17 protein-coding genes are annotated in these 19,180 nt (G+C 54.5%); 10 read left to right on the top strand and 7 right to left on the bottom strand.

Translation table 11 applies throughout. The annotated features are described in order from the left end of the window. Positions 1-27: 27 nt before the first annotated feature. Both DV520_RS06955 and DV520_RS06950 read left to right on the top strand, forming a co-directional pair. Positions 28-1,230: an aspartate-alanine antiporter-like transporter gene (locus DV520_RS06955; RefSeq protein ID WP_117142261.1), complete on the top strand. Its 1,203-nt coding sequence runs from the start codon at positions 28-30 to the stop codon at positions 1,228-1,230. A gap of 44 nt (positions 1,231-1,274) precedes the next feature. Continuing rightward, a complete protein-coding gene (locus DV520_RS06950) occupies positions 1,275-2,294 on the top strand; it encodes a zinc-dependent alcohol dehydrogenase (protein ID WP_021919340.1) in 1,020 nt (339 codons plus the stop codon). A gap of 48 nt (positions 2,295-2,342) precedes the next feature. Here the strand turns inward: DV520_RS06950 and DV520_RS06945 are convergent, their stop codons facing one another. Both DV520_RS06945 and DV520_RS06935 read right to left on the bottom strand, forming a co-directional pair. Beyond that, on the bottom strand, positions 2,343-2,882 hold the full coding sequence (locus DV520_RS06945) for an RNA polymerase sigma factor (protein ID WP_165850057.1): 540 nt from the start codon (positions 2,880-2,882) through the stop codon (positions 2,343-2,345). Between the two features lie 230 nt (positions 2,883-3,112). Beyond that, the gene (locus DV520_RS06935; protein ID WP_165850056.1) at positions 3,113-3,652 is read right to left on the bottom strand and encodes an RNA polymerase sigma factor; all 540 of its coding nucleotides are present in this window, start codon (positions 3,650-3,652) and stop codon (positions 3,113-3,115) included. Between the two features lie 328 nt (positions 3,653-3,980). Between DV520_RS06935 and DV520_RS06930 the strand changes: the two genes are divergently transcribed. From DV520_RS06930 to DV520_RS06920, 3 genes are all read left to right on the top strand, one after another. Then, positions 3,981-4,373 carry a phage holin family protein gene (locus DV520_RS06930; protein WP_021919337.1) on the top strand — a complete coding sequence of 131 codons (393 nt, stop codon included), beginning with the start codon at positions 3,981-3,983 and terminating at the stop codon, positions 4,371-4,373. Between the two features lie 16 nt (positions 4,374-4,389). After that, a complete protein-coding gene (locus DV520_RS06925; RefSeq protein WP_117142257.1) occupies positions 4,390-5,181 on the top strand; it encodes an N-acetylmuramoyl-L-alanine amidase in 792 nt (263 codons plus the stop codon). Between the two features lie 188 nt (positions 5,182-5,369). Continuing rightward, positions 5,370-6,998: an FAD-dependent oxidoreductase gene (locus tag DV520_RS06920; protein WP_117142256.1), complete on the top strand. Its 1,629-nt coding sequence runs from the start codon at positions 5,370-5,372 to the stop codon at positions 6,996-6,998. Positions 6,999-7,058: 60 nt separating this feature from the next. Here the strand turns inward: DV520_RS06920 and DV520_RS06915 are convergent, their stop codons facing one another. The 4 genes from DV520_RS06915 to DV520_RS06900 form a co-directional block, all read right to left on the bottom strand. Further along, positions 7,059-8,267 carry an S-layer homology domain-containing protein gene (locus tag DV520_RS06915; protein ID WP_117142255.1) on the bottom strand — a complete coding sequence of 403 codons (1,209 nt, stop codon included), beginning with the start codon at positions 8,265-8,267 and terminating at the stop codon, positions 7,059-7,061. Between the two features lie 263 nt (positions 8,268-8,530). Next, positions 8,531-9,727: an S-layer homology domain-containing protein gene (locus DV520_RS06910; RefSeq protein ID WP_117142254.1), complete on the bottom strand. Its 1,197-nt coding sequence runs from the start codon at positions 9,725-9,727 to the stop codon at positions 8,531-8,533. Positions 9,728-9,897: 170 nt separating this feature from the next. Next, complete coding sequence (locus tag DV520_RS06905; RefSeq protein WP_133308838.1) at positions 9,898-10,776, bottom strand: S-layer homology domain-containing protein; 879 nt, start codon at positions 10,774-10,776, stop codon at positions 9,898-9,900. 69 nt (positions 10,777-10,845) lie between these two features. Further along, entirely contained in the window at positions 10,846-11,118 is a 273-nt protein-coding gene (locus tag DV520_RS06900) for an S-layer homology domain-containing protein (protein ID WP_117142252.1), read from the bottom strand. Between the two features lie 190 nt (positions 11,119-11,308). Here DV520_RS06900 and DV520_RS06895 point away from each other — a divergent pair, with 190 nt between their 5' ends. Beyond that, positions 11,309-11,692 carry a sporulation initiation factor Spo0A C-terminal domain-containing protein gene (locus DV520_RS06895; protein ID WP_021919210.1) on the top strand — a complete coding sequence of 128 codons (384 nt, stop codon included), beginning with the start codon at positions 11,309-11,311 and terminating at the stop codon, positions 11,690-11,692. A 144-nt stretch (positions 11,693-11,836) separates the two neighbouring features. Here the strand turns inward: DV520_RS06895 and DV520_RS06890 are convergent, their stop codons facing one another. Beyond that, positions 11,837-12,739, bottom strand: a complete 903-nt coding sequence (locus tag DV520_RS06890) for a LysR family transcriptional regulator (protein WP_021919209.1) — start codon at positions 12,737-12,739, stop codon at positions 11,837-11,839. A gap of 624 nt (positions 12,740-13,363) precedes the next feature. Here DV520_RS06890 and DV520_RS06885 point away from each other — a divergent pair. The 4 genes from DV520_RS06885 (at position 13,364) to DV520_RS06870 (ending at position 19,068) form a co-directional block, all read left to right on the top strand. Next, positions 13,364-14,848: an APC family permease gene (locus DV520_RS06885; RefSeq protein WP_117142251.1), complete on the top strand. Its 1,485-nt coding sequence runs from the start codon at positions 13,364-13,366 to the stop codon at positions 14,846-14,848. Between the two features lie 187 nt (positions 14,849-15,035). Then, a complete protein-coding gene (locus tag DV520_RS06880) occupies positions 15,036-16,454 on the top strand; it encodes an alanine/glycine:cation symporter family protein (protein ID WP_021920467.1) in 1,419 nt (472 codons plus the stop codon). Positions 16,455-16,669: 215 nt separating this feature from the next. After that, complete coding sequence (locus tag DV520_RS06875; RefSeq protein ID WP_021920468.1) at positions 16,670-17,347, top strand: response regulator; 678 nt, start codon at positions 16,670-16,672, stop codon at positions 17,345-17,347. A gap of 83 nt (positions 17,348-17,430) precedes the next feature. After that, on the top strand, positions 17,431-19,068 hold the full coding sequence (locus DV520_RS06870) for an AMP-binding protein (RefSeq protein WP_021920469.1): 1,638 nt from the start codon (positions 17,431-17,433) through the stop codon (positions 19,066-19,068). Positions 19,069-19,180: the final 112 nt, after the last annotated feature.

The following is a 19,180-nucleotide window of genomic DNA, read 5'->3' as shown; positions in this document are numbered from 1 at the left end:
CCATCCAAATAGGAAAGAAGCGATTGCATGCATGTTACCTTTTCCATCGCGGGGACCACGTTCCTGGTGTTCTGCGTCTTTGCCATTGCTGCGGCGGGCTATCTGTTGGGCCGGGTCACCATCCAAGGCGTCAGCTTGGGTACCGCCGGTGTCTTTGTGGCCGCCCTGCTCTTCGGCTGCTTCTGTTATGGGAGCCTGTCGGAACAGCTCACCGTAGCAGGGGCCACCTTTGTCACCGACGGGCTGAAGATTGTGGAGAATTTGGGGCTCATGTTCTTTGTCACCGCCGTCGGCTTCATTGCGGGCCCCGGGTTTGTCCACAATTTCAAACAGAACTTCAAGTCGTATGTGTGCCTGGGGCTGGTGATCACCCTGTTTGGCGGGGTAGCCTGCGTACTCTGCATCCTCATCGGCCGTTCCTTCACCGGGCTGTCCCACGCGGAGTTCACCGCCATCCTGGTGGGCCTTCTGGCCGGAGCTCTCACCTCCACCCCCGCTTTCTCCGCAGCCAAGGCCACGGTGGCCACTGCGGAGCTGGAGTCCCTGGTCTCCGTGGGCTACGGCATCGCCTACCTCTTCGGGGTGGTGGGGGTGGTCCTCTTTGTCCAACTGATCCCCAAGCTCACCCACGCGGATCTGGACCGGGAACGGGACCGGCTGACCCAAGTCTCCCAGAACGCCGCCAGACGGACCGGGCGGGTCTGTTTGGATGAGTTCGGGCTCATGCCTCTGGCCCTGGCCATTGTCTGCGGCATCGTGGTGGGCAGCTGCAAGGTGGGAAACTTTTCCCTGACCACCACAGGCGGCTGCCTGCTGGCCGGTCTGGTCTTTGGGCACTTTGGCCGGATCGGTCCGGTCAACCTGATGCCCAGGGACACCACCCTCAAGGCCATGCGGGAACTGGGTTTGGTCCTTTTCCTCATTGGCGCCGGAGTGGCGGGCGGCTCCCGGTTCGCGGAGTTTTTCCACCCCATCTACTTTGTCTATGGCATCCTCATGACCGCGCTGCCCATGGTGGTGGGATACCTTTTCGCCAAGCATGTGCTAAAACTCTCCCTCCTAAACAATTTAGGCTCCATCACCGGCGGCATGACCTCCACCCCCGCCCTGGGGACCCTGATTTCCGTGGCCAAAACGGAGCAGGTCGCCGCCGCTTACGCCGCCACCTATCCCATCGCGCTGCTCTCGGTGGTGGTCATCTCCCAAGTCATTATCCTTGTGCTGTCATAGCCTTGCAGGGATTCCAAACGCAAACAGAATCGAGGTAAACTATTATGTTAGCAGTGGTAAAAGAACACGAAGGCCCGGGCTTCGCGGTAAAAGAGGTCCCCTATCCTGTCCTCCGGGACACAGACGTCATCATCAAAGTCCGTTCCGTGGGCATCTGCGGCACCGACGGCCCGATCCTGGCCGGCACCCGTCCGGTCCCCTATCCTTTGATCCCCGGGCATGAGTTCGCGGGCGACATTGTGGAGGTGGGTTCCGCCGTCCAGCATCTCAAGGTGGGAGACCGGGTCACCCCCTGCATCGTCATCGGCTGCGGTGACTGCGACATGTGCATTGAAGGCAAAGAGGTTCTTTGCGACAACCTGGTGGAGACGGGAATCCACGTGGACGGTGCCTTTGCCGAATACGTCCGGGTCCCCGCCAAGGTCTGCCGGAAAATGCGGGACACCACCACCTATGACCAGGGGGCCTCCGTCGATCCCGTGGCCTCCGCTTACCGGACGGTCAAGGCCTCCAGGATCACCTCCAAGGATGTCTGCTGTGTCTATGGCGCCGGCCCCATCGGACTTTACGCCGTCCAGCTGATCCGGCTCCGGGGCGTCAAAACCGTCATCTGCCTGGATACCGACGCCGGTGCCCAGCGGCTGGAGCTGGCCAAAACCCTGGGGGCCGACTACACCATCAACGTCTCCCGGGAGGACCCTGTACAGCGGGTCAGAGAGATCACCAACGGCGCCATGGCCGACTACGTCCAGGACTGCGTCGGCGCCCCCACCGTTCCAGTCACCGCCATGAACCTCTTAAAGAAAGCCGGCACCTATGCCATCACCGGACTTTACCACACCCTGCCCCAGGTGGACTTAGGCAAAGTGGTTCGAAGCGAGATCGACATCTATGGCACCATCTGCTATACCCGGCAGGAGTTCGAGGAGTGTCTCCACTTCATCGAAGACGGGCGGGTCAAGGTAGACCCCCTCATCACCCATCACTTCCCTCTGCGGGAAATGGAGCAGGCCTTTGCCATCACCCAGGCCAAGCAGAGCATCAAAATCATTCTAAACCCCTAACGGATTCCATGGGAAAACAAGCAGCCTCTCCGGGGAGAGGCTGCTTGTTTATTTCTCTGTTTCCCACTGCCGCCGGAGTTTTCCCAGGGCCCGCAGCTTGATCTGATTGACGTTTTGCTTGCTGGTCCCCATCCCGGGGGCCAGCTCCGCCACAGTGTATCCCCAGTAATAGACCTGTTCCAAAACATAGGTTTCTTTTTCCGTCAGCCTCGGGCAGCCTTTTACCAGGTCTGAAAACCGCTGCTTCTCAGCAGAATCCTCCTTGGCCAGCGCCGGCAGGCTGTCCTGCTCCTCCATTTCATTCAGAGAAAAGGCAATGGCAGGCTGGCGCATCCGCTCCCGTTGCAGCCGCTCATAGGCATGGCGCACAGACTGCACCAAATACTGGACCACGGCCCCCTCCGCACGGCACCGAATCTGTTCCGGCTTCATGTCGTGAATCACCTGTAAAAACGCCGCGGTCATATCCTCCAATCCATCTTCTCCCCACAACTTTCGTCCATACTTTTTCAGGATCGGCTGGAACTGCTGGAGCAGCGACAGCATGTCCGCCTGGCTCCCCTGTTTCGCCTGTATAATTTGGTCCATCAGCATTCTTCATCCTTCCATTCTCAAGGAGATGGAAGTAAAAGAGAGAATCCGGGACCAAAAGGAAACGTTCCATTTTTATTTTCTGTCTTTTTCTGCTTTTCTGTGGAGTATGAGAGAATATTCCAACACATGAAACGCAGATTTCCAAAAAATGCAACAAAAATGCCGAAAAATACAGTTTTGTATTTTTCGGCATTTTCTGTCTCATCCTGGCCTGACGCCATATTTTATTTTTGCTGCTCTGCTGCCTGATCTTCTCCTTCCCGTCTCATCAGACGCTGCACGTGACGGCGGGCCCTGGTCATCATCATTCGTATGCTGTTTGCCCCGCATCCCAGATCATCTGACAGTTCCCTGTCACTTCTCTGCTGGAAATACCGTCCCTCCAGCAAAAAACGCTCTGTGGGGGCAAGCTGAGGCCAGACAGCGGCCAACGTATTCCACCGTTCTCTTTGAATGACCCATTCCTCCGGCAGGCATCCCTCCACAGGCAGAGCACCCGTCTCCAGGGAAACGCACCATCCCCGTTCCTTGGCCTGCTTTCTGAGCAGGGTGAAGGCCGTATTGCGTACGGTAACAGTAAGATAGCCAACCCGCTCCCCTTCCTTCAGGGCTCGCAGCTTCGGAATCCTTGAAAGCAGCCGAAGAAAGCTCTCCTGCAGGATCTCTTCCCAGAGAAACGCATCCCGACAGTATTTCTTTGCTGTACGGAGCATCCGCTCCTCATAGTGATTGTACAGCCACACCATAAATTCTTGGTCATCCATATCGTCCTTTTCTGTCAACGTGGTCGGAGGCACATCCATCTTTTCTGATTCTTTCTTCTTCACAGTCCAGCAGCAGTCCATTCCTTCCTGGGAGAAACCAATTTTCCCGAAAAAACGCCTTGTTTCCCCACGAAATTATTTTACTCGCACTCAGATCACATTTCAATACAACATATTATTGTTTTATAATTTGAATCTAATCAAATACATGTAATCAAAGTATATGAGATATCAAGCGAGACATCTTCCCGCCCTCACACTCCCGCCAGATGGTTTACTTTCCCACCCTCTCCCCCCTCTTTTCTTCTGAGAGAGGAGGTGAATCAAAATGGAATCCACCGAATGGATTGATTCTTGGCTCCGCTCCTTCTGTGGGAACAGTTCCGGCCTGCTTTTGGCGCTGCTGCTGTTGGTTCTGCTGGATTATATCACAGGAATCTGCGTCGCCATTCAGACCAAGCAGCTCTCCAGTCAGATCGGCGCCAAGGGGATCACCAAAAAGGTTGCGATGTTTGTGGTAATCGCGTTTTGTCACGTGTTGGACGCCTATCTGCTTCACGCAGAGGCCGCCCTGGAGACGGTGTCTACCATCTTTTATCTGTCCAACGAAGGCATCAGCATCCTGGAAAATGTGGGAAAACTCGGGGTTCCCTTACCCCAAAAAGTCCAAACCCTGCTCAGCTATCTGAAAAAATCAGGGGACAACGATCCCCCATCCTAAGAGAGGAGGCGCAGACATGGCGCTCACAGTACACCAAACCTATCTCACCCAAAACGACTGCTACCGTTCCGGCGGTGCCCTCACGCCTCAGGGGCTGATGCTCCACTCCGTGGGCTGCGCCCAGCCCGATGCCATGGCCTTTGTCCAAAGTTGGAACCAGCCCGGGGTGAAAGCCTGTGTCCACGGCTTCATCGACGCCAACACCGGGGCAGTTTACCAGACCCTCCCCTGGACCTGCCGCGGCTGGCACGGCGGCGGGTCCTCCAACAACACCCACATCGGCGTGGAAATGTGTGAACCCGCCTCCATTCGCTATACCAGCGGGGCAAACTTCTTAGACCAAGACCCCGCGGCCACCGAGGCGGCGGTCCTGCGGACCTATGGCACCGCCGTGGACCTCTTTGCCCAGCTGTGCCGGACCTTTTCCCTGGACCCTCTGGGCGATGGCGTCATTCTCTCCCACCGAGAGGGCCACCAGCGGGGCATCGCCACCAACCACGGGGACCCTGAGCACCTTTGGTCCCCCTTCGGCCTCACCATGGATATTTTCCGGCAGGCGGTCTCTGCCGCCCTAACGGGCCAGGCAGCCGCCCCTGCTTCCCCTGCGGTTCCCTTTCTGGGCCGGGTTACCGCCGACGCGCTCCACATTCGCTCCGGTCCGGGAACCAACTGCCCCATTGTGGGAACCATCCGGGACCAGGGTGTCTACACCATCGTGGAAACCGCCGACGGCCAAGGTGACAGCCAGTGGGGAAAGCTGAAAAGCGGCGCGGGGTGGATTGCCTTGGACTATGTCACCCCCCAATAACCCCCCGGGCAGAGCGCCAGCCCTCTTTCCGCCCAAACTTTTTCCCAACTTTTTGCCCCGTCCGGTTTACTTCTCTGCCCCGTTTGCCTCCTTTTCTGGTGAAACCAGTACAAACCGGTTGGGAATTCATTTGCCGGGCAACAGCCGGCGGGGACTGGAATTCAAAAAAATAAAAGGAGATTTTAAGTATGGCAAAAACAATCGTAGTATACGGCGCCACCATGGCCGGTGTGGCCGCGGCCGCAAAGGCGGCAAAAAACGCCCCCAGCGCAACCATTCACCTCATTGTGCCCGATCCTGTGGACTACAACGGCAACGGCTGCTGCCTCGGCGCCATTGGCACGGTGGGTGGACAGAACTTTTTTGATATTGGTTGGAAAGATGTCCTAGCCCGAACCTACTATACAAACGGTTCTTTCAAATGGTGGTGCGGCCAAATGGGGCAGCATTACAATGTGGATGCCATGTCCGACCTTCTGAAGCGCGATCTGACAAAGGCCGAATACGGCGGCAGAATCAAGATTCATTACGCCTACGACATCACCGGTATCGGCTGGGAATCGTCCCACATCACTGAAGTTCGCCTGAAACGCATCTTCCGAGATACCGATGGCACCGTTAAATGGGACGAAAAAGCGGACACCCTCACCATCGCTGGCGATGTATTTATTGACGCCTCGGAATCTGGCCGTTTGACCCGCATGTCTAACTTTGGCGGTACCGTCGGACGATATGACTGGCCCGCCAGCCTGTTAGACAGCGACGAGCGTGGAAGTAATGGTAAAGCCCGTCAGCAGGTAGCAACGTTGATGTTTAAAGTGAAAAATTTCGATCGCTTTAAAGCAGATGACGATGAACTGACTGCTGGAGATAAAGATAACAACGGTGTCTATAGCGCAACAGGCGGTACGCGTGCTTATAAAACCAATACCAAAATTTTAAATTTTAATAATACGCATGGTCCAGAAGGCTTTGCTCTGAAGCCCTTCAATATGGCACAAGATGGCCCTGGTTCTGACGAATGGTGGGTAAATATGCTCCTGGTATTTAACGTAGACGGTCGGGCTTACAACCGAGACCTCACAGGTGACACCAGTTATCTCTTCCCTTCCGACATGCGCTCCGACTACAAGACTGTGGATGATGCCTGGGTCGCCGCCAGAAAAGTATTAGACTATCCCGATTTCCTCCCTGCCTTGCGTTCTTTCCTTGGTTTTGAGGGTGCCGATCTCGTCCGAGACAAAAACGGTGATCCCGTTGTTGGCAACTCCCTGTACCTTCGGGAGACCATCCACTCCGCTTTTTCTTCCAGTGACCGGGCCAACGGCACCGAAGACACCAACTATGCACTCAGCGCAAAGGATTTCTGGAATCCCGGCGCTACCAAAAACACCGGCAACGACAGCCGCCATTATGCCAAACGTATGGGGCTGAACTACTATGGTCTTGACATCAACGCCTATAAATTCGAAGATTTGAAACAGAATGGCCAATATATCTGGGGACACGAAGTTACCGAAGCAGCTCGTTCCGACATCAAGTTCCCTGAACACGTGAGCCCCACCTACATCACCTACAGCGCCATTGCCACCAACTTCGTATACAACCTGCTGATCCCAGGGTATGCTGCCGGTATCGCTTCCCTTGGCTGGGCAGAGGCCCGGACCATCCCCAACCAGTGCGTTCTGGGAGACGCCGCAGGGGTTGCCGCCGCCTACGCTGTGAACAACAACATCGATCCTTTGAACTTCGGTTCTGCCGATATCACAGCAGTCCAGAATATTCTGAAAAATAGTGGCGCTCTTTTGGAAAAGTAATTTATTTTCTTCTTCCCCTTAAAAACGGAGGCAGCCTTCCGGCTGCCTCCATCTCTATTCTCAGCTATACCGTTCCGGGGGAACCCTGTAATACATTAACAGAGTAAGCGTATTGGTTTCAGGATCCCATCCTCCCTTCCATTCATCTTGTGCTTCTCTACTGTAATGTGAAAGATCACACACTGGAACCATCAACTCTCCATACAACGCACGCGTTGGTGCACAAAACATTTTTTCACTTCCATTGCTTTCCCAATAGTATATTTCATTTCCCATTTGATAGTAATATAGACTACCAGAACTTACATTCGTAATGCCCGCTATCATCTCCTGCTGAATCGGCCACCAAGCAACTCCAAGTTTATCCGCACTCTCCTTTCCATATTTTTTTATCAAATCTATTTCAACATCATACATATCATTAAGCGACGCATAAATTATGTTGTCTATCACTTGCAGCTGAATTTGGTCTGTTTCCTCTTCCTGTAGAATCGTCCCTTCTTCTCCATGCTCTTTATAGTTCTCTTTATATCTTGCCACAACCGTGATGTCATGGTTTAACCCCTCTTCCATCTCCTCCAGCATCCGCTGAATCATCACCACGGCCTCGGCACGCGTGGAGGTCTTGTTGGGCTGGAAGCTCCCGTCGGGATACCCCTTCAGAACGCCAGCCTTAACCGATTCGTTCACATATCCCTTCATCCAGTCCAGGATTTCCTCCTTGTCGGTAAAGGGCAGCTCCCCCTCCACCGGTTGGCTGGCCGGGTACACCAGGCCGAGGGCCCGGTCCGTCATCAGCGCGATCTCATACCGGGCAATCGCCTTCTCTGGCCGGAAATTCTTCCCATTGTAGTCATCCGGCACCACCATGCCGGAGTACAGCGCCGCGTCCAGCCACCCCTGGCTGGTCAGCCAGTGGCCGCTCATATCGTACAGCTTCGGCGTATATTCCGTCGGATTTCCCCAAATATCATCTGTCAGTGCATTCTCCTTCATCCACGCCACTGTCTCACTGTCCGGCGTCAAGTGGATCGCGTCCAGCAGCATTTTTGTAAACTCCGCACGGGTGATGCTCTTCTCCGGCTTAAAACTCCCATCTGGGTAACCGTCCACCCATCCAGATGCAACTGCGGCTTCTACCTCCTTCTGGGCCCAATGCCCCTCCAGATCCGAGAGATTTTTCCCGCCGCTTACCGGCGCCGCCAGCCCGGCCGGCACCATCAGCACCGCAGCCAGCAGGCCGCACAGTCCTTTTTTCCAATGTTTCATCAGGGTCACACTCCTTTCTTATTACCCTTTGTTTATTAAGACGTAATATCTCTCAAAATGCAACTATTTTCTCAAAAATTTTTTTGCCCAATGTATTCCTGATTCTCTGTACTTCCTCTATCCAATCGCCAAAGCGCCCGCTCCTCCATTATCCTCAGCACTGAACCTCTCTCTTAACAAGAATGGAGGCAGCAAAAAGCTGCCTCCATTCTTGTATTTTCATGATTCCCCCATTCTGAGAGACTCAAAACGCAATAATAAAATCAGGGCCAATCCCTGGGAGACTGATAAAGCATCCATAAAGTCAGGGTATTGGTTTCTGGCACCCATCCGCCCTTCCATTCATCTTGTGGCTCCCTATCATAATGCGAAAGATCGCATACAGGAATCATTAATTCTCCGTATAAGGCACGTGCAGGTGCACAATATACTTCTTCATTATCAAATCCCAACCAATAGTACTTAGTACTTCCCATCTGGAATCCATAGTTATAATAATCATATACAGTTACATTAAGCACTACAATTCCTTGTTGGACTGGCCACCATTGGAACCCCATTCTATTATCTGGATTGATATGTCCAACCTTTTTCATCATTTCCATTTCAACATCGTATAGATCCTTTACCGATGCGTAAATAATGTTGTCAACTATTTGCAGTTGAATCTTGTTGGTCTCCTCTTCCTGTACAATGCTCTCCCCTTTCCAACCCTCTTGATATCTTGCTACAACCGTGATATCAGGGTTCAGCCCCTCTTCCATCTCCTCCAGCATCCGCTGGATCATCACCACGGCCTCGGCACGGGTGGAGGTCTTGTTGGGCTGGAAGCTCCCGTCGGGATACCCCTTCAGAACGCCGGCCTTGACCGATTCGTTCACATACCCCTTCATCCAGTCCAGGATTTCCTCCTTGTCGGTAAAGGGCAGCTCCCCCTCCACGGGCTGACTGGCCGGGTACACCAGGCCAAGGGCCCGGTCCGTCATCAGCGCGATCTCATACCGGGCAATCGCCTTCTCTGGCCGGAAATTCTTCCCATTGTAGTCATCCGGTACCACCATGCCGGAGTACAGCGCCGCGTCCAGCCACCCCTGGCTGGTCAGCCAGTGGCCGCTCATATCGTACAGCTTCGGCGTATATTCCGTCGGATTTCCCCAAATATCCTCCATTTTTGCGTGCACTTTCATCCATGCCACCAGCTCACTGTCCGGCGTCAAGTGGATCGCGTCCAGCAGCATTTTTGTAAACTCCGCACGGGTGATGCTCTTCTCCGGCTTGAAGCTCCCATCTGGGTAACCGTCCACCCATCCAGATGCAACTGCGGCTTCTACCTCCTTCTGAGCCCAATGCCCCTCCAAATCCGACAAGCCTTTCTCGCCGCTCACCGGCGCCGCCAGTCCAGCCGGCACCATCAGCACCGCAGCCAACAGGCCGCACAGTCCTCTTTTCCAATGTTTCATTCGAGTCACGCCACTTTCTTAATACATTTTATTTTTTAATATATAATATTAATTAAAATTTAACTATTTCCTCAAAAATTTTTTATCCGATATGTCCCTCTGCTCTGTCCTATATTCACTTCCTAAAAAACGGAGGCAACCAAAACGGCCACCCCGTTATATAAAAAGATTCACGAAATCATTCCCCATCCATTGTAATAGAACATAGGAACAGTCAGCGTTTGGGTTTCCGCATCCCAAGCAGCTTGCCAACCTTCCTGCGGCTCCTCCTTTGGATGGGAAAAGTCGCAAATTGGAACCATGAGTTCTCCATAAAGAAAGCGCACAGGCTCACAGAAATAGGATGGATGGACTGACCACTTTCCCCAGTAGTAGGTTGTATCTCCAGCCTGGTACTGAAACTCCCAATAAAATCCGTCCATAGGTTCCACATAAAATTTTTGCTCGATAGGCCACCATTCAAAACCAATAATCTCCCACTGTGTATTTCCGTTCTCCTGCATCATTTCAATTTGAACATCATACAAATCATTGAGTGACGCATAAACTATATTATCAATCACTTGTAATTGAATTTGGTCCGTTTCTCTTTCTTGCAAAATGGTATCACTGATTTCATGCGTATACGGAATAGATTCTCTGTACTGCACACGTATCGTCGTGGCAGAATCCAACGCATCAATCCCCTCTTCCATCTCCTCCAGCATCCGCTGGATCATCACCACGGCCTCGGCACGCGTGGAGGTCTTGTTGGGCTGGAAGCTCCCGTCGGGATACCCCTTCAGAACGCCAGCCTTGACCGATTCGTTCACATACCCCTTCATCCAGTCCAGGATTTCCTCCTTGTCGGTAAAGGGCAGTTCCCCCTCCACCGGTTGGCTGGCCGGGTACACCAGGCCGAGGGCCCGGTCCGTCATCAGCGCGATCTCATACCGGGCAATCGCTTTCTCCGGCCGGAAATTCTTCCCATTGTAGTCATCTGGCACCACCATGCCGGAGTACAGCGCCGCGTCCAGCCACCCCTGGCTGGTCAGCCAGTGGCCGCTCATATCGTACAGCTTCGGCGTATATGCTGTCGGCCTTCCCCAAATATCCTTCATTTTTGCATGCGCTTTCATCTATGCCACTGTCTCACTGTCCGGCGTCAAGTGGATCGCGTCCAGCAGCATTTTTGTAAACTCCGCACGGGTGATGCTCTTCTCCGGCTTAAAACTCCCATCTGGGTAACCGTCCACCCATCCAGATGCAACCGCGGCCTCTACCTCCTTCTGGGCCCAATGCCCCTCCAAATCTGACAAGCCTTTCTCGCCGTTCACCGGTGCTGCCAGCCCGGCCGGCGCCATCAGCACCGCAGCCAGCAGGCCGCACAGTCCTTTTTTCCAATGTTTCATCAGAGTCACGCTCCTTTCTCCACTTCATAAGCTTCTACTGATTGAGACGCAAGTTTTTCCAAAAGGTTCCCCTTTCCGGCCAGAAAAAACTGGATTTTTCTGGAAGTTTTGTCGTCTTTTGTCGCGTACTGCTTGGTTCCCTTAAAAGCATTGTATTATCGAACCATCTCTTAACGGAAGGTGGTTCCTTATGACAAATACAGAGGCAATTATTCGCACCATTCTCGGGCCAATCCGCCGGGATACCCGCCCCCTGGCCTGCTCGGTGGATTGCCTTTCTGAACTGCTCTTTGTTCAGAAAATTCCCATGGATGAGATCATGGTGACCAAGGACATTTACCCGGAGGTCGCCAAACAGCTCAACAAAAATCCGCGCACCATTTCCCGCTCTGTGGAGCGTCTGGTCCTATGCTGCTGGGAGGAGGGCAACCGCGCATACCTTGCCAAAATCATTGGCCGAAACCTGACCACGCTCCGGGAGCCCAGGGAAATGCTGTTTTATCTCTCCGTCTATTCTCACTGGAATGTCCCGTTTTTCACCGCTGTCCAGGCGCAGCCCTCCCTGTTGTTTTGAGATATAACCCTTTTTATTGTAACGGAAGCTTGATAAAAATGGCAATCCATTTTCTCCATTTTCATCAAGTTTCCGGTCGTTTCCAAGTAATTTTCCCTGCCTCTCACAGGTCTTCCCCATGAAAAAAGCCCTTGAACCAGTGGTTCAAGGGCTTTTGTTCTCTTGTGCCGTTCTCCATGCATCGACCCGCTGCTGCGTTAAGCGAAGAAATACCTCGGTCAAGTGGGACCGCTCCGATTCCCGGGGGCAGAGAAGGCTCACCGTCCGGGTCAGGCGGTCCTTCAGGGGAATGATCTTCACCGCCCGGTTTGGAATCAAGTCAATCAGAGTCAGACCCGGCAGGACCGTGATTCCCAATCCTTTCTCCACCAGCGCAATGGCCATTTGGTTTTCCTGGGGTTGGAAATCCAACCGGCTGAATCTGGCAAAAAGCTGATAGATCTCATGGATGGTACTTCCCATATCAAAGCTCTCATTGGTTGGAATAAACTGGTACTTTCCCACCACATCCCATACAGAGACCTCTTTGAGGCTGGCCAAATAGCTCTTCTCTTCCACCACCAGATAGTAGGGGTCCTCATAGAGGGGAAAGCTCTCCATGCCAGGGGGGCACTGTCCAATGAAGAAGCAGCAATCCAGCTTATGCTCCTTCACATCAAGCTCTCCATTCAGGTAGCATGACTCTTGCTCCAGCTTCACTACCACATCTGGGTACGCCTCATAAAACGCCTCTAAGATTCCGGGCATCCACTGGGCCGCCACGTCGGAAAAAATTCCTACGCGCAGCAGCTCCCATTTGCTGACCCGGGCCGCTTCCTGCAACCGCATCTCCATGGCCTCAATCTGGCGCATAATTTCCAGCAGGCCGACACCGGCCTCTGTCAAGGTGACCCCTCGCTGGTCCCGATAAAAAATCTTGACCCCCAGTTCGTTCTCAATGTTATTGATAATATAGCCAAGGCTTGGCTGGGTGTAACCCATGGTTTGGGCTGCCCGGGTCATACTGCCGCACTCAGCGGTCTTGATGACCGGTGCATATTTACCCATTGCTCATCTCTCCTTTATTCTGCTGTGTCCTGTTTTGGATAAGCAATCCATGATTAGTACATGATGATACCACATCTACCGCAAAATTGGTACAAGAATTTTTTTATGGCGACATAAATCCTCTCAATTTTACAAAAAATTCTTCCCCGAGTATACTAATCGGCGGTCAAGAACTTTGACCGCAGCGCAAAGCTGCCCTACCGGTCTGGGCTGGTGTCTGTTCGCCCTTCTTCTTCCAGGCAGACAAGAGGCCGCCTCTTCTGGGCGGGAGAGACCGCCGTTTTTTCCCCCAACCCGGGCCAACTTTTCCTGAACTCATCTTCGGATAGCAAGAAGCAGCCGTTTTGTTCGGCTGTTTTTTGCTATTTTTCTTTCATCGCCCGGTCCAAGAATTTTTTTATATTGCCATAGATTTTCTCTATTTTACATCTTTATTGACATTTTTTATAATAAGTTGTCGATTTAAGTCACCATTTTTTCGCCATTTTTATTTTCTTTTTCGTTTATGAGCACCCCCGGGCTGAAAGGAGGGCCGCACTTTCCGGGAACTTATGATTCGTTTCCTGCACGAATCCATCATCCCCGCTCCATCCGGAAGCGGTCATTTCAGAAAAGAGGTACTGTATGAGTAACAACCCAGAAAAGAAAGGTGTCAGCGCCATTGACTTTTTCTGCATTGGCTTTGGCGCAATCGTCGGCGTTGGCTGGGCAGTCGCCATCAACGGATGGATGACCAGCTGCGGCGGCCCCATTCCGGCCGCGATTGGTTACATCGTGGCGCTGGTCATGATGATCCCCATTGCTCTCTGCTACTGTGAGCTGGTTCCCATGCTCCCCGTTGCTGGCGGCGGCATGGCCTTCTCCTATCGGGCATTCAACGAGAATGTCTCTTTTATCTCTGGATGGGCGGCCTTTGGCGCGTTCGTCTCCATCATTCCTTGGGAAGCCATTCAGATCACTGACGTGTTGGGCTACCTGATTCCCGACATCAAGAGCGGGGAACCCCTCTATCAGATCGCCGGGACAGATGTCTATCTCGTCACCATCATCATTGGCTCCGTGGCCTCCCTGCTGCTGTTCGCCCTGAACATGCGCGGCCTGGCAGCGGCCGCCACAGTGCAGAAGGTGCTGTGCTTCATCCTGGTGGGTGCCGCCATCATTGGCGCGGTGGCCGCTCTCATCGGCGGCGACGCGAAAAACTGGCAGCCCATCTACGATGTCTCTGACCCCACCATCTACGGCGCTGCCTCCGAGGGGCTGAAAGAGGTCTCTCACCACAGCATGTTTGGCGGCATTATGGCCATTCTGGCCTCCGCCCCCTTCTTCCTGGCCGGGTTTGAGACCATTCCCCAGGGCGTGGAGGACGCCGGCGGCGACATCACCAACGTGGGCAAAACCGTGGTGCTGTCCGTCTGTCTGGCCTGTGTTTTCTATGCCATCCTGCTGTTCTGCTTCGGCTATGGCTGGCCCTGGCAGGAGTTTGCCCACATGGCAAACCCCTCTGCCTCCACCATGTTCCTGAACCTGTATCCCGGTGCCGTGGGCGAGGTGCTGTATTGGCTGATTACCCTGGGCGCCATCGCCGGCCTGTTCACCACCTGGAACGGCTTCTTCATGGCTTCCGCCAGCCTGCTCATGGGCATGGGCCGCGGCTGCCTGGTGCCCAAGGTGTTTGCCAAGCAGAATAAAAACGGCATCCCTGTTCCCGGTCTGATCGTCTGCCTGGTGCTGTCTCTGATCGGTCCTTTCCTGGGCGCCGGCCTGATTCAGGATATTACCTCCTTCTCCGCAGCCGCCTTCGTGCTGTCCTGGACCATCACCTCCTACTCTCTCATCCGCCTGCGGAAGAAAGAGCCCAACCTGGAGCGTCCCTACAAGATTCCCGGTGGAATTGCCATGGGCGCGTTCTCTGCCATTGTGACCACCGTGGTCTTCGTGCTGCTGTTTATCCCCAACAACCCTGTTTACATGGGCAAAACAGCCAGCATCATGTTTGTGGGCTGGATGGTCATTGGCATCATTCTCTTCCTTGCCTCCGGTGTGCAGAGACGCCGGATCTCTCCGGAAGAGCGTGCCGCGGCTATGTTCAGCCACGCCAAGGATGCGTAAGGCACTCGTTTCTTCTCCATAGTTTCTGTTTCATGAGCGTGCCGCTGTCTTTCCAGCGGCACGCTCTTTCTTGTCTTTTCTCACGACAATTTGTTGATTTTTCTTGCATTTTCTTGTCGTTTCCTGTAAGATGATAGCATTGGTTATTATGCCCCTATCAGAAAAAAGAAAAGAGAGAGTGATTCCAATGAACCAAATTCTTGACGGCATTGATTCTGTGGTCACTGCCATCAGCGGGGTCCTGTACATGCCATGGGTCCCCCTTCTGCTCTTGGCTGCTGGGTTATTCTTTACCTTCCGCAGCAAGTTTATCCAGATTCGCCTGCTGGGCGAGTCCTTCCGGGTGGTTTCGGAAAAGCCCAAAACCAAGGGAAGCATTTCCTCCTTCGGCGCCCTGATGATCTCCACCGCCTCCCGGGTGGGCACCGGCAACATTGTCGGGGTCTCCACTGCCATCTGCCTGGGCGGATACGGCGCGGTGTTCTGGATGTGGGTCACCGCCATTCTGGGCGGCGCCTCCGCCTTTGTGGAGTCCACCCTGGCCCAAATCTATAAGCGGAAGAACAAGGACGGCAGCAGCTACGGCGGTCCCTCCTACTACATGGAAACCGCCCTGCGGCAGCGCTGGCTTGGGGTCGTCTTCGCCATCATCATTATCCTGACCTATGCGGTGGGATATAATATGCTGGCCTCCTACAACCTCCAGTCCGCCTTTGCCGGCTTCAGCTTCTACGGCGACCATTCCCCCTTTCTCATCGGCCTGATCCTGGCGGTTCTCTTTGCCGCCTGCGTGCTGGGCGGCGCCCACCGTCTGACCAAAGTCACCGGCACACTGGTTCCCATCATGGGCGTTCTCTACGTTGTCATTGCCTTGGTCGTGGTTCTGATGCACCTGAACCTGGTCCCCACCGTCTTCCAGAACATTTTTGCCAGCGCCTTTGATTTCCCCGCCATTTTCGGCGGCTTCGCCGGCTCCTGCATGATGGAGGGCATTAAGCGCGGCCTGTATTCCAACGAGGCCGGCATGGGTTCGGCCCCCAACGCCGCGGCCACCGCGGACGTCTCCCACCCGGTCAAGCAGGGCCTGGTGCAGATGCTCTCTGTCTTCATCGACACCATTCTCATCTGCTCCGCCACTGCCCTTATGTGCCTCTGCTCCGGTGTGGAGCCCACCGCGGAGGCCGCCGGCGCCCCCTATGTTCAGGCCGCGCTGCAGAACGCGCTGGGCGATTTTGGCCCTGTCTTTATCGCCATCTCCATGGCCCTCTTTGCTTTCACCACCCTCATTGGCAACTACTACTACTGCGAAGGCTGCCTGCGGTTCATCTTTAAGAAGACCCCCAGCCAGACCTTCATGACCGTTTTCCGGATCATTGCCGCCGTGATTGTCCTGCTGGGTGCTGTCATCAGCATGCAGCTGGCCTGGGACACCGCCGATCTCTTCCAGGCTCTGATGGTTGTCATCAACATTCCCGTCATTCTGATCCTGGGACGGACCGCGATAAAAGCCCTGAAAGACTACACAGAGCAGCGAAAAGCAGGTAAAAATCCCGAATTTAAGGCCGCCAATATCGGCCTGAAGGAAAAAACCGATTACTGGAACTAAACGATTACAAACAGGGCGCACGGCAGCTGCCGCGCGCCCTGTTTTTGGCCTTCTGAACCCTCCAGTTCCGGATTTCCAATATTTGTTTGAAAACTTTTTCTCTTTCTACAAATCTTTTGTGCCCTATCTTTCTAACTTTTTCCCCGCAGATATTGCCTTTTCCGATTTTTCCATGTATAATTATGTAAGAAATTACCCATCTGTGAGGAATGCGTATGTATCAGGTTATCATCGTGGAAGACGACCCCATGGTCGCGGAAATTGACAAGCAATATGTGGAACACAACAGCAAAATGGCCATTGCGGGAATCTTCCAAAATGGCCAGGAGGCTTTGGACTTTGTCCGAACTCACCCAGTGGATCTCATTATGCTGGACTATTATATGCCTGTGATGGACGGCCGGACTTTTCTGGTCAAGCTCCGAGCAGAAGGAATCTTAGCGGACGTGATTATGGTCACCGCCGCCAGTGAAGCCCGGCACGTCAGTGAGCTCTACTCCTACGGCGTGTCCGACTATCTGATCAAACCCTTTGACTATAACCGGTTTCAGACCGCCCTGCAAAAATTTGTCTCCCGGCGGGAGGCCTTTGCCGGGGACAAGGCTTTCAACCAGGAGGAGTTGGACAAAGTCATCTCCCCCGAGGGCCAGCGGGGCGGGCAGTTCGTGGACAAAGGAATCCATCCCGTGACCCTGGAGATCATCTGTTCCTTTCTGCGGGAACACAAAAGCGAAAAGCTCTCCATTGAGGATATCGCGAAAAACGTCTCTCTGTCCCGGGTCACGCTGCGGCGGTACATGAACTATCTGATTGACAAGAACAGCGTCATCGGCGGCGTGGACTACTCCACAGGGGGCCGCCCCTCTGCAGTGTACACCTACATCGGCAAATAAGATTTTTCCCCTTTCGGAACTCCCGTGCGCAACACACGGGAGTTTCTCTGTCACCTTTGATTTCGGAAGGAGGCGCCTGCGCCATGGAAGCATTCTACACCCAGTTTATTCAGGAGACCTTTGATGAAACCGGTCAAATCACCCACTGGGCCTACACCTATGCCGACAACTACAATTACAGCTACGATGTCATAGACCCCCTGGGGGAACGATGTTCCAACCGTCTGGCCATGCTGTGGCGGAACGACCGGGGCGAGGAAAAACGGCTGACCTTCGGCGCCCTGAAAACCCTGAGCATCCAGGCCGCCAATCTTTTTCAAAGCCGGGGGCTGAAAAAGGGCGATGTCATTATGACCGCGCTGCGCACCCACTGGAGTTACTGGGTGGTGGCTCTGGCCGCCCACCGGCTGGGTCTGGTCCTCTCCCCCTCCTACTACCTGCTCACCCAAAAGGACTTCGCCTTTCGGATGCAAAAGGCAAACGTCCGCTGTGTCATCACCTGCCGGGAGAGCCAGGCGGAGGCCAGAGTCCTGGCCGCTGCGGAGGAAGCCGGCGTCCCCCTGCGCTTTGCCTTGGGCGGCGGAGATGGCTTTGAGGACTTTTTGGAAAAGGTGGCCGCGCAGAGCCCTGTCATGGACCGGGTGGAGACCCGCTGGTCCGAACCCATCCTTCTCTACTTTACCTCCGGCACCACGGGGCAGCCCAAGGGGGTGCTCCACGACCACGCCTTCACCCTGGCCAACCACTGGGGGGCGCGCTACATGCAGGACACCCACGACGGGTCCCTCCACTTCGCCACCGGAGATACTGGATGGGAAGTGGTCTCCGGCACCAAGTTCTATGGCCAGTGGCTCCATCTGGGCGCCCTGCTGGTCTACGACTATGACCGCTTTCCGCCGGAAAAGGTCCTCTCTCTTCTGGAGGAGGTCAGGGCCACCGGCATGATGGCCCAGCCCACGGTCTACCGAATGCTCACCGAGGTGGGCATGGACCGGTACGACCTCTCCTCCATCACCAACTTTGCGGTGGGAGGAGAAAAACTCTCCCCGGATCTGGCCCAAAAAGTCACCGCCCAGACAGGGCACGTGCTTTATGAGGGGTACGCCCAATCCGAGGCCGGCTTAATCGCCGCAGCCTCCAAGGCCCTGGGCCGGAAGGAGGGGTCTGTGGGGAAAATTCTTCCCAAGTACCATGTAGAGCTGCTGAAAGAGGACGGCACCTTTGCCCAGCCAGGGGAAGAGGGGGAGATCATTCTGGTGGCCGACGGTGGCCGGCGGCCGGAGGGGCTGATGATGGGATACCTGGACGACGAGGAGGCCAACCGCCGCCTGTGGGATGGAGACTTCTTCCACACCGGGGACCTGGCCACCCGGGACGAGGATGGCTTTCTGTTTTACCGGGGCCGGTTTGACGGGATCATCAAGACCAAGGGGTACCGGGTCAGCCCTGTGGAGATCGAAGACGTCCTCTCCCTGCACCCTGCCGTTTATGAGTGCCTCGCCGTGGGGGAGCCTGACCCAGACCTGGGACAGCGGGTGAAAGTCTATGTCATGCTGGCCCCAGGCTATGCCCCCAGCCAGGCTCTGGAGGACGAGCTTATGGCCTTTCACAACAACGCCTGCGCCGGCTTCAAAAAAATCCGGGCTCTGGAATTTGTTGACGCGCTGGCCCACAACGCCAACGGCAAGCTCATCCGGGGGCAGTTCCGCCCCAAAAACTGATCATCCCATTCCAAAGCGGGGAGACGAACCGTCGTCTTCCCGCTTTTCCTTGCCTGTCTCCGGGGGAGCCCCGCCTGCCCGGAAACGGTTGACAGACTTTTGCCCCCCCTTT

The organism is Evtepia gabavorous (assembly GCF_003425665.1).
In the GTDB taxonomy this organism is placed as follows: Bacteria; Bacillota; Clostridia; order Oscillospirales; family Oscillospiraceae; genus Evtepia; species Evtepia gabavorous.
This window is presented reverse-complemented; position numbering and strand designations above follow the sequence as displayed.

What these genes read in the sequence shown, in the direction of transcription:
- DV520_RS06950 (WP_021919340.1), top strand. Translation starts at nt 1,275, where the DNA reads ATGTTAGCAGTGGTAAAAGAACACGAAGGCCCGGGCTTCGCGGTAAAA.
- DV520_RS06890 (WP_021919209.1), bottom strand. Translation starts at nt 12,739, where the DNA reads ATGGGTAAATATGCACCGGTCATCAAGACCGCTGAGTGCGGCAGTATG.
- DV520_RS06930 (WP_021919337.1), top strand. Translation starts at nt 3,981, where the DNA reads ATGGAATCCACCGAATGGATTGATTCTTGGCTCCGCTCCTTCTGTGGG.
- DV520_RS06885 (WP_117142251.1), top strand. Translation starts at nt 13,364, where the DNA reads ATGAGTAACAACCCAGAAAAGAAAGGTGTCAGCGCCATTGACTTTTTC.
- DV520_RS06900 (WP_117142252.1), bottom strand. Translation starts at nt 11,118, where the DNA reads ATGAAACATTGGAAAAAAGGACTGTGCGGCCTGCTGGCTGCGGTGCTG.
- DV520_RS06905 (WP_133308838.1), bottom strand. Translation starts at nt 10,776, where the DNA reads ATGAGCGGCCACTGGCTGACCAGCCAGGGGTGGCTGGACGCGGCGCTG.
- DV520_RS06910 (WP_117142254.1), bottom strand. Translation starts at nt 9,727, where the DNA reads ATGAAACATTGGAAAAGAGGACTGTGCGGCCTGTTGGCTGCGGTGCTG.
- DV520_RS06875 (WP_021920468.1), top strand. Translation starts at nt 16,670, where the DNA reads ATGTATCAGGTTATCATCGTGGAAGACGACCCCATGGTCGCGGAAATT.
- DV520_RS06915 (WP_117142255.1), bottom strand. Translation starts at nt 8,267, where the DNA reads ATGAAACATTGGAAAAAAGGACTGTGCGGCCTGCTGGCTGCGGTGCTG.
- DV520_RS06955 (WP_117142261.1), top strand. Translation starts at nt 28, where the DNA reads ATGCATGTTACCTTTTCCATCGCGGGGACCACGTTCCTGGTGTTCTGC.
- DV520_RS06870 (WP_021920469.1), top strand. Translation starts at nt 17,431, where the DNA reads ATGGAAGCATTCTACACCCAGTTTATTCAGGAGACCTTTGATGAAACC.
- DV520_RS06880 (WP_021920467.1), top strand. Translation starts at nt 15,036, where the DNA reads ATGAACCAAATTCTTGACGGCATTGATTCTGTGGTCACTGCCATCAGC.
- DV520_RS06945 (WP_165850057.1), bottom strand. Translation starts at nt 2,882, where the DNA reads ATGGACCAAATTATACAGGCGAAACAGGGGAGCCAGGCGGACATGCTG.
- DV520_RS06895 (WP_021919210.1), top strand. Translation starts at nt 11,309, where the DNA reads ATGACAAATACAGAGGCAATTATTCGCACCATTCTCGGGCCAATCCGC.
- DV520_RS06920 (WP_117142256.1), top strand. Translation starts at nt 5,370, where the DNA reads ATGGCAAAAACAATCGTAGTATACGGCGCCACCATGGCCGGTGTGGCC.
- DV520_RS06935 (WP_165850056.1), bottom strand. Translation starts at nt 3,652, where the DNA reads ATGGATGACCAAGAATTTATGGTGTGGCTGTACAATCACTATGAGGAG.
- DV520_RS06925 (WP_117142257.1), top strand. Translation starts at nt 4,390, where the DNA reads ATGGCGCTCACAGTACACCAAACCTATCTCACCCAAAACGACTGCTAC.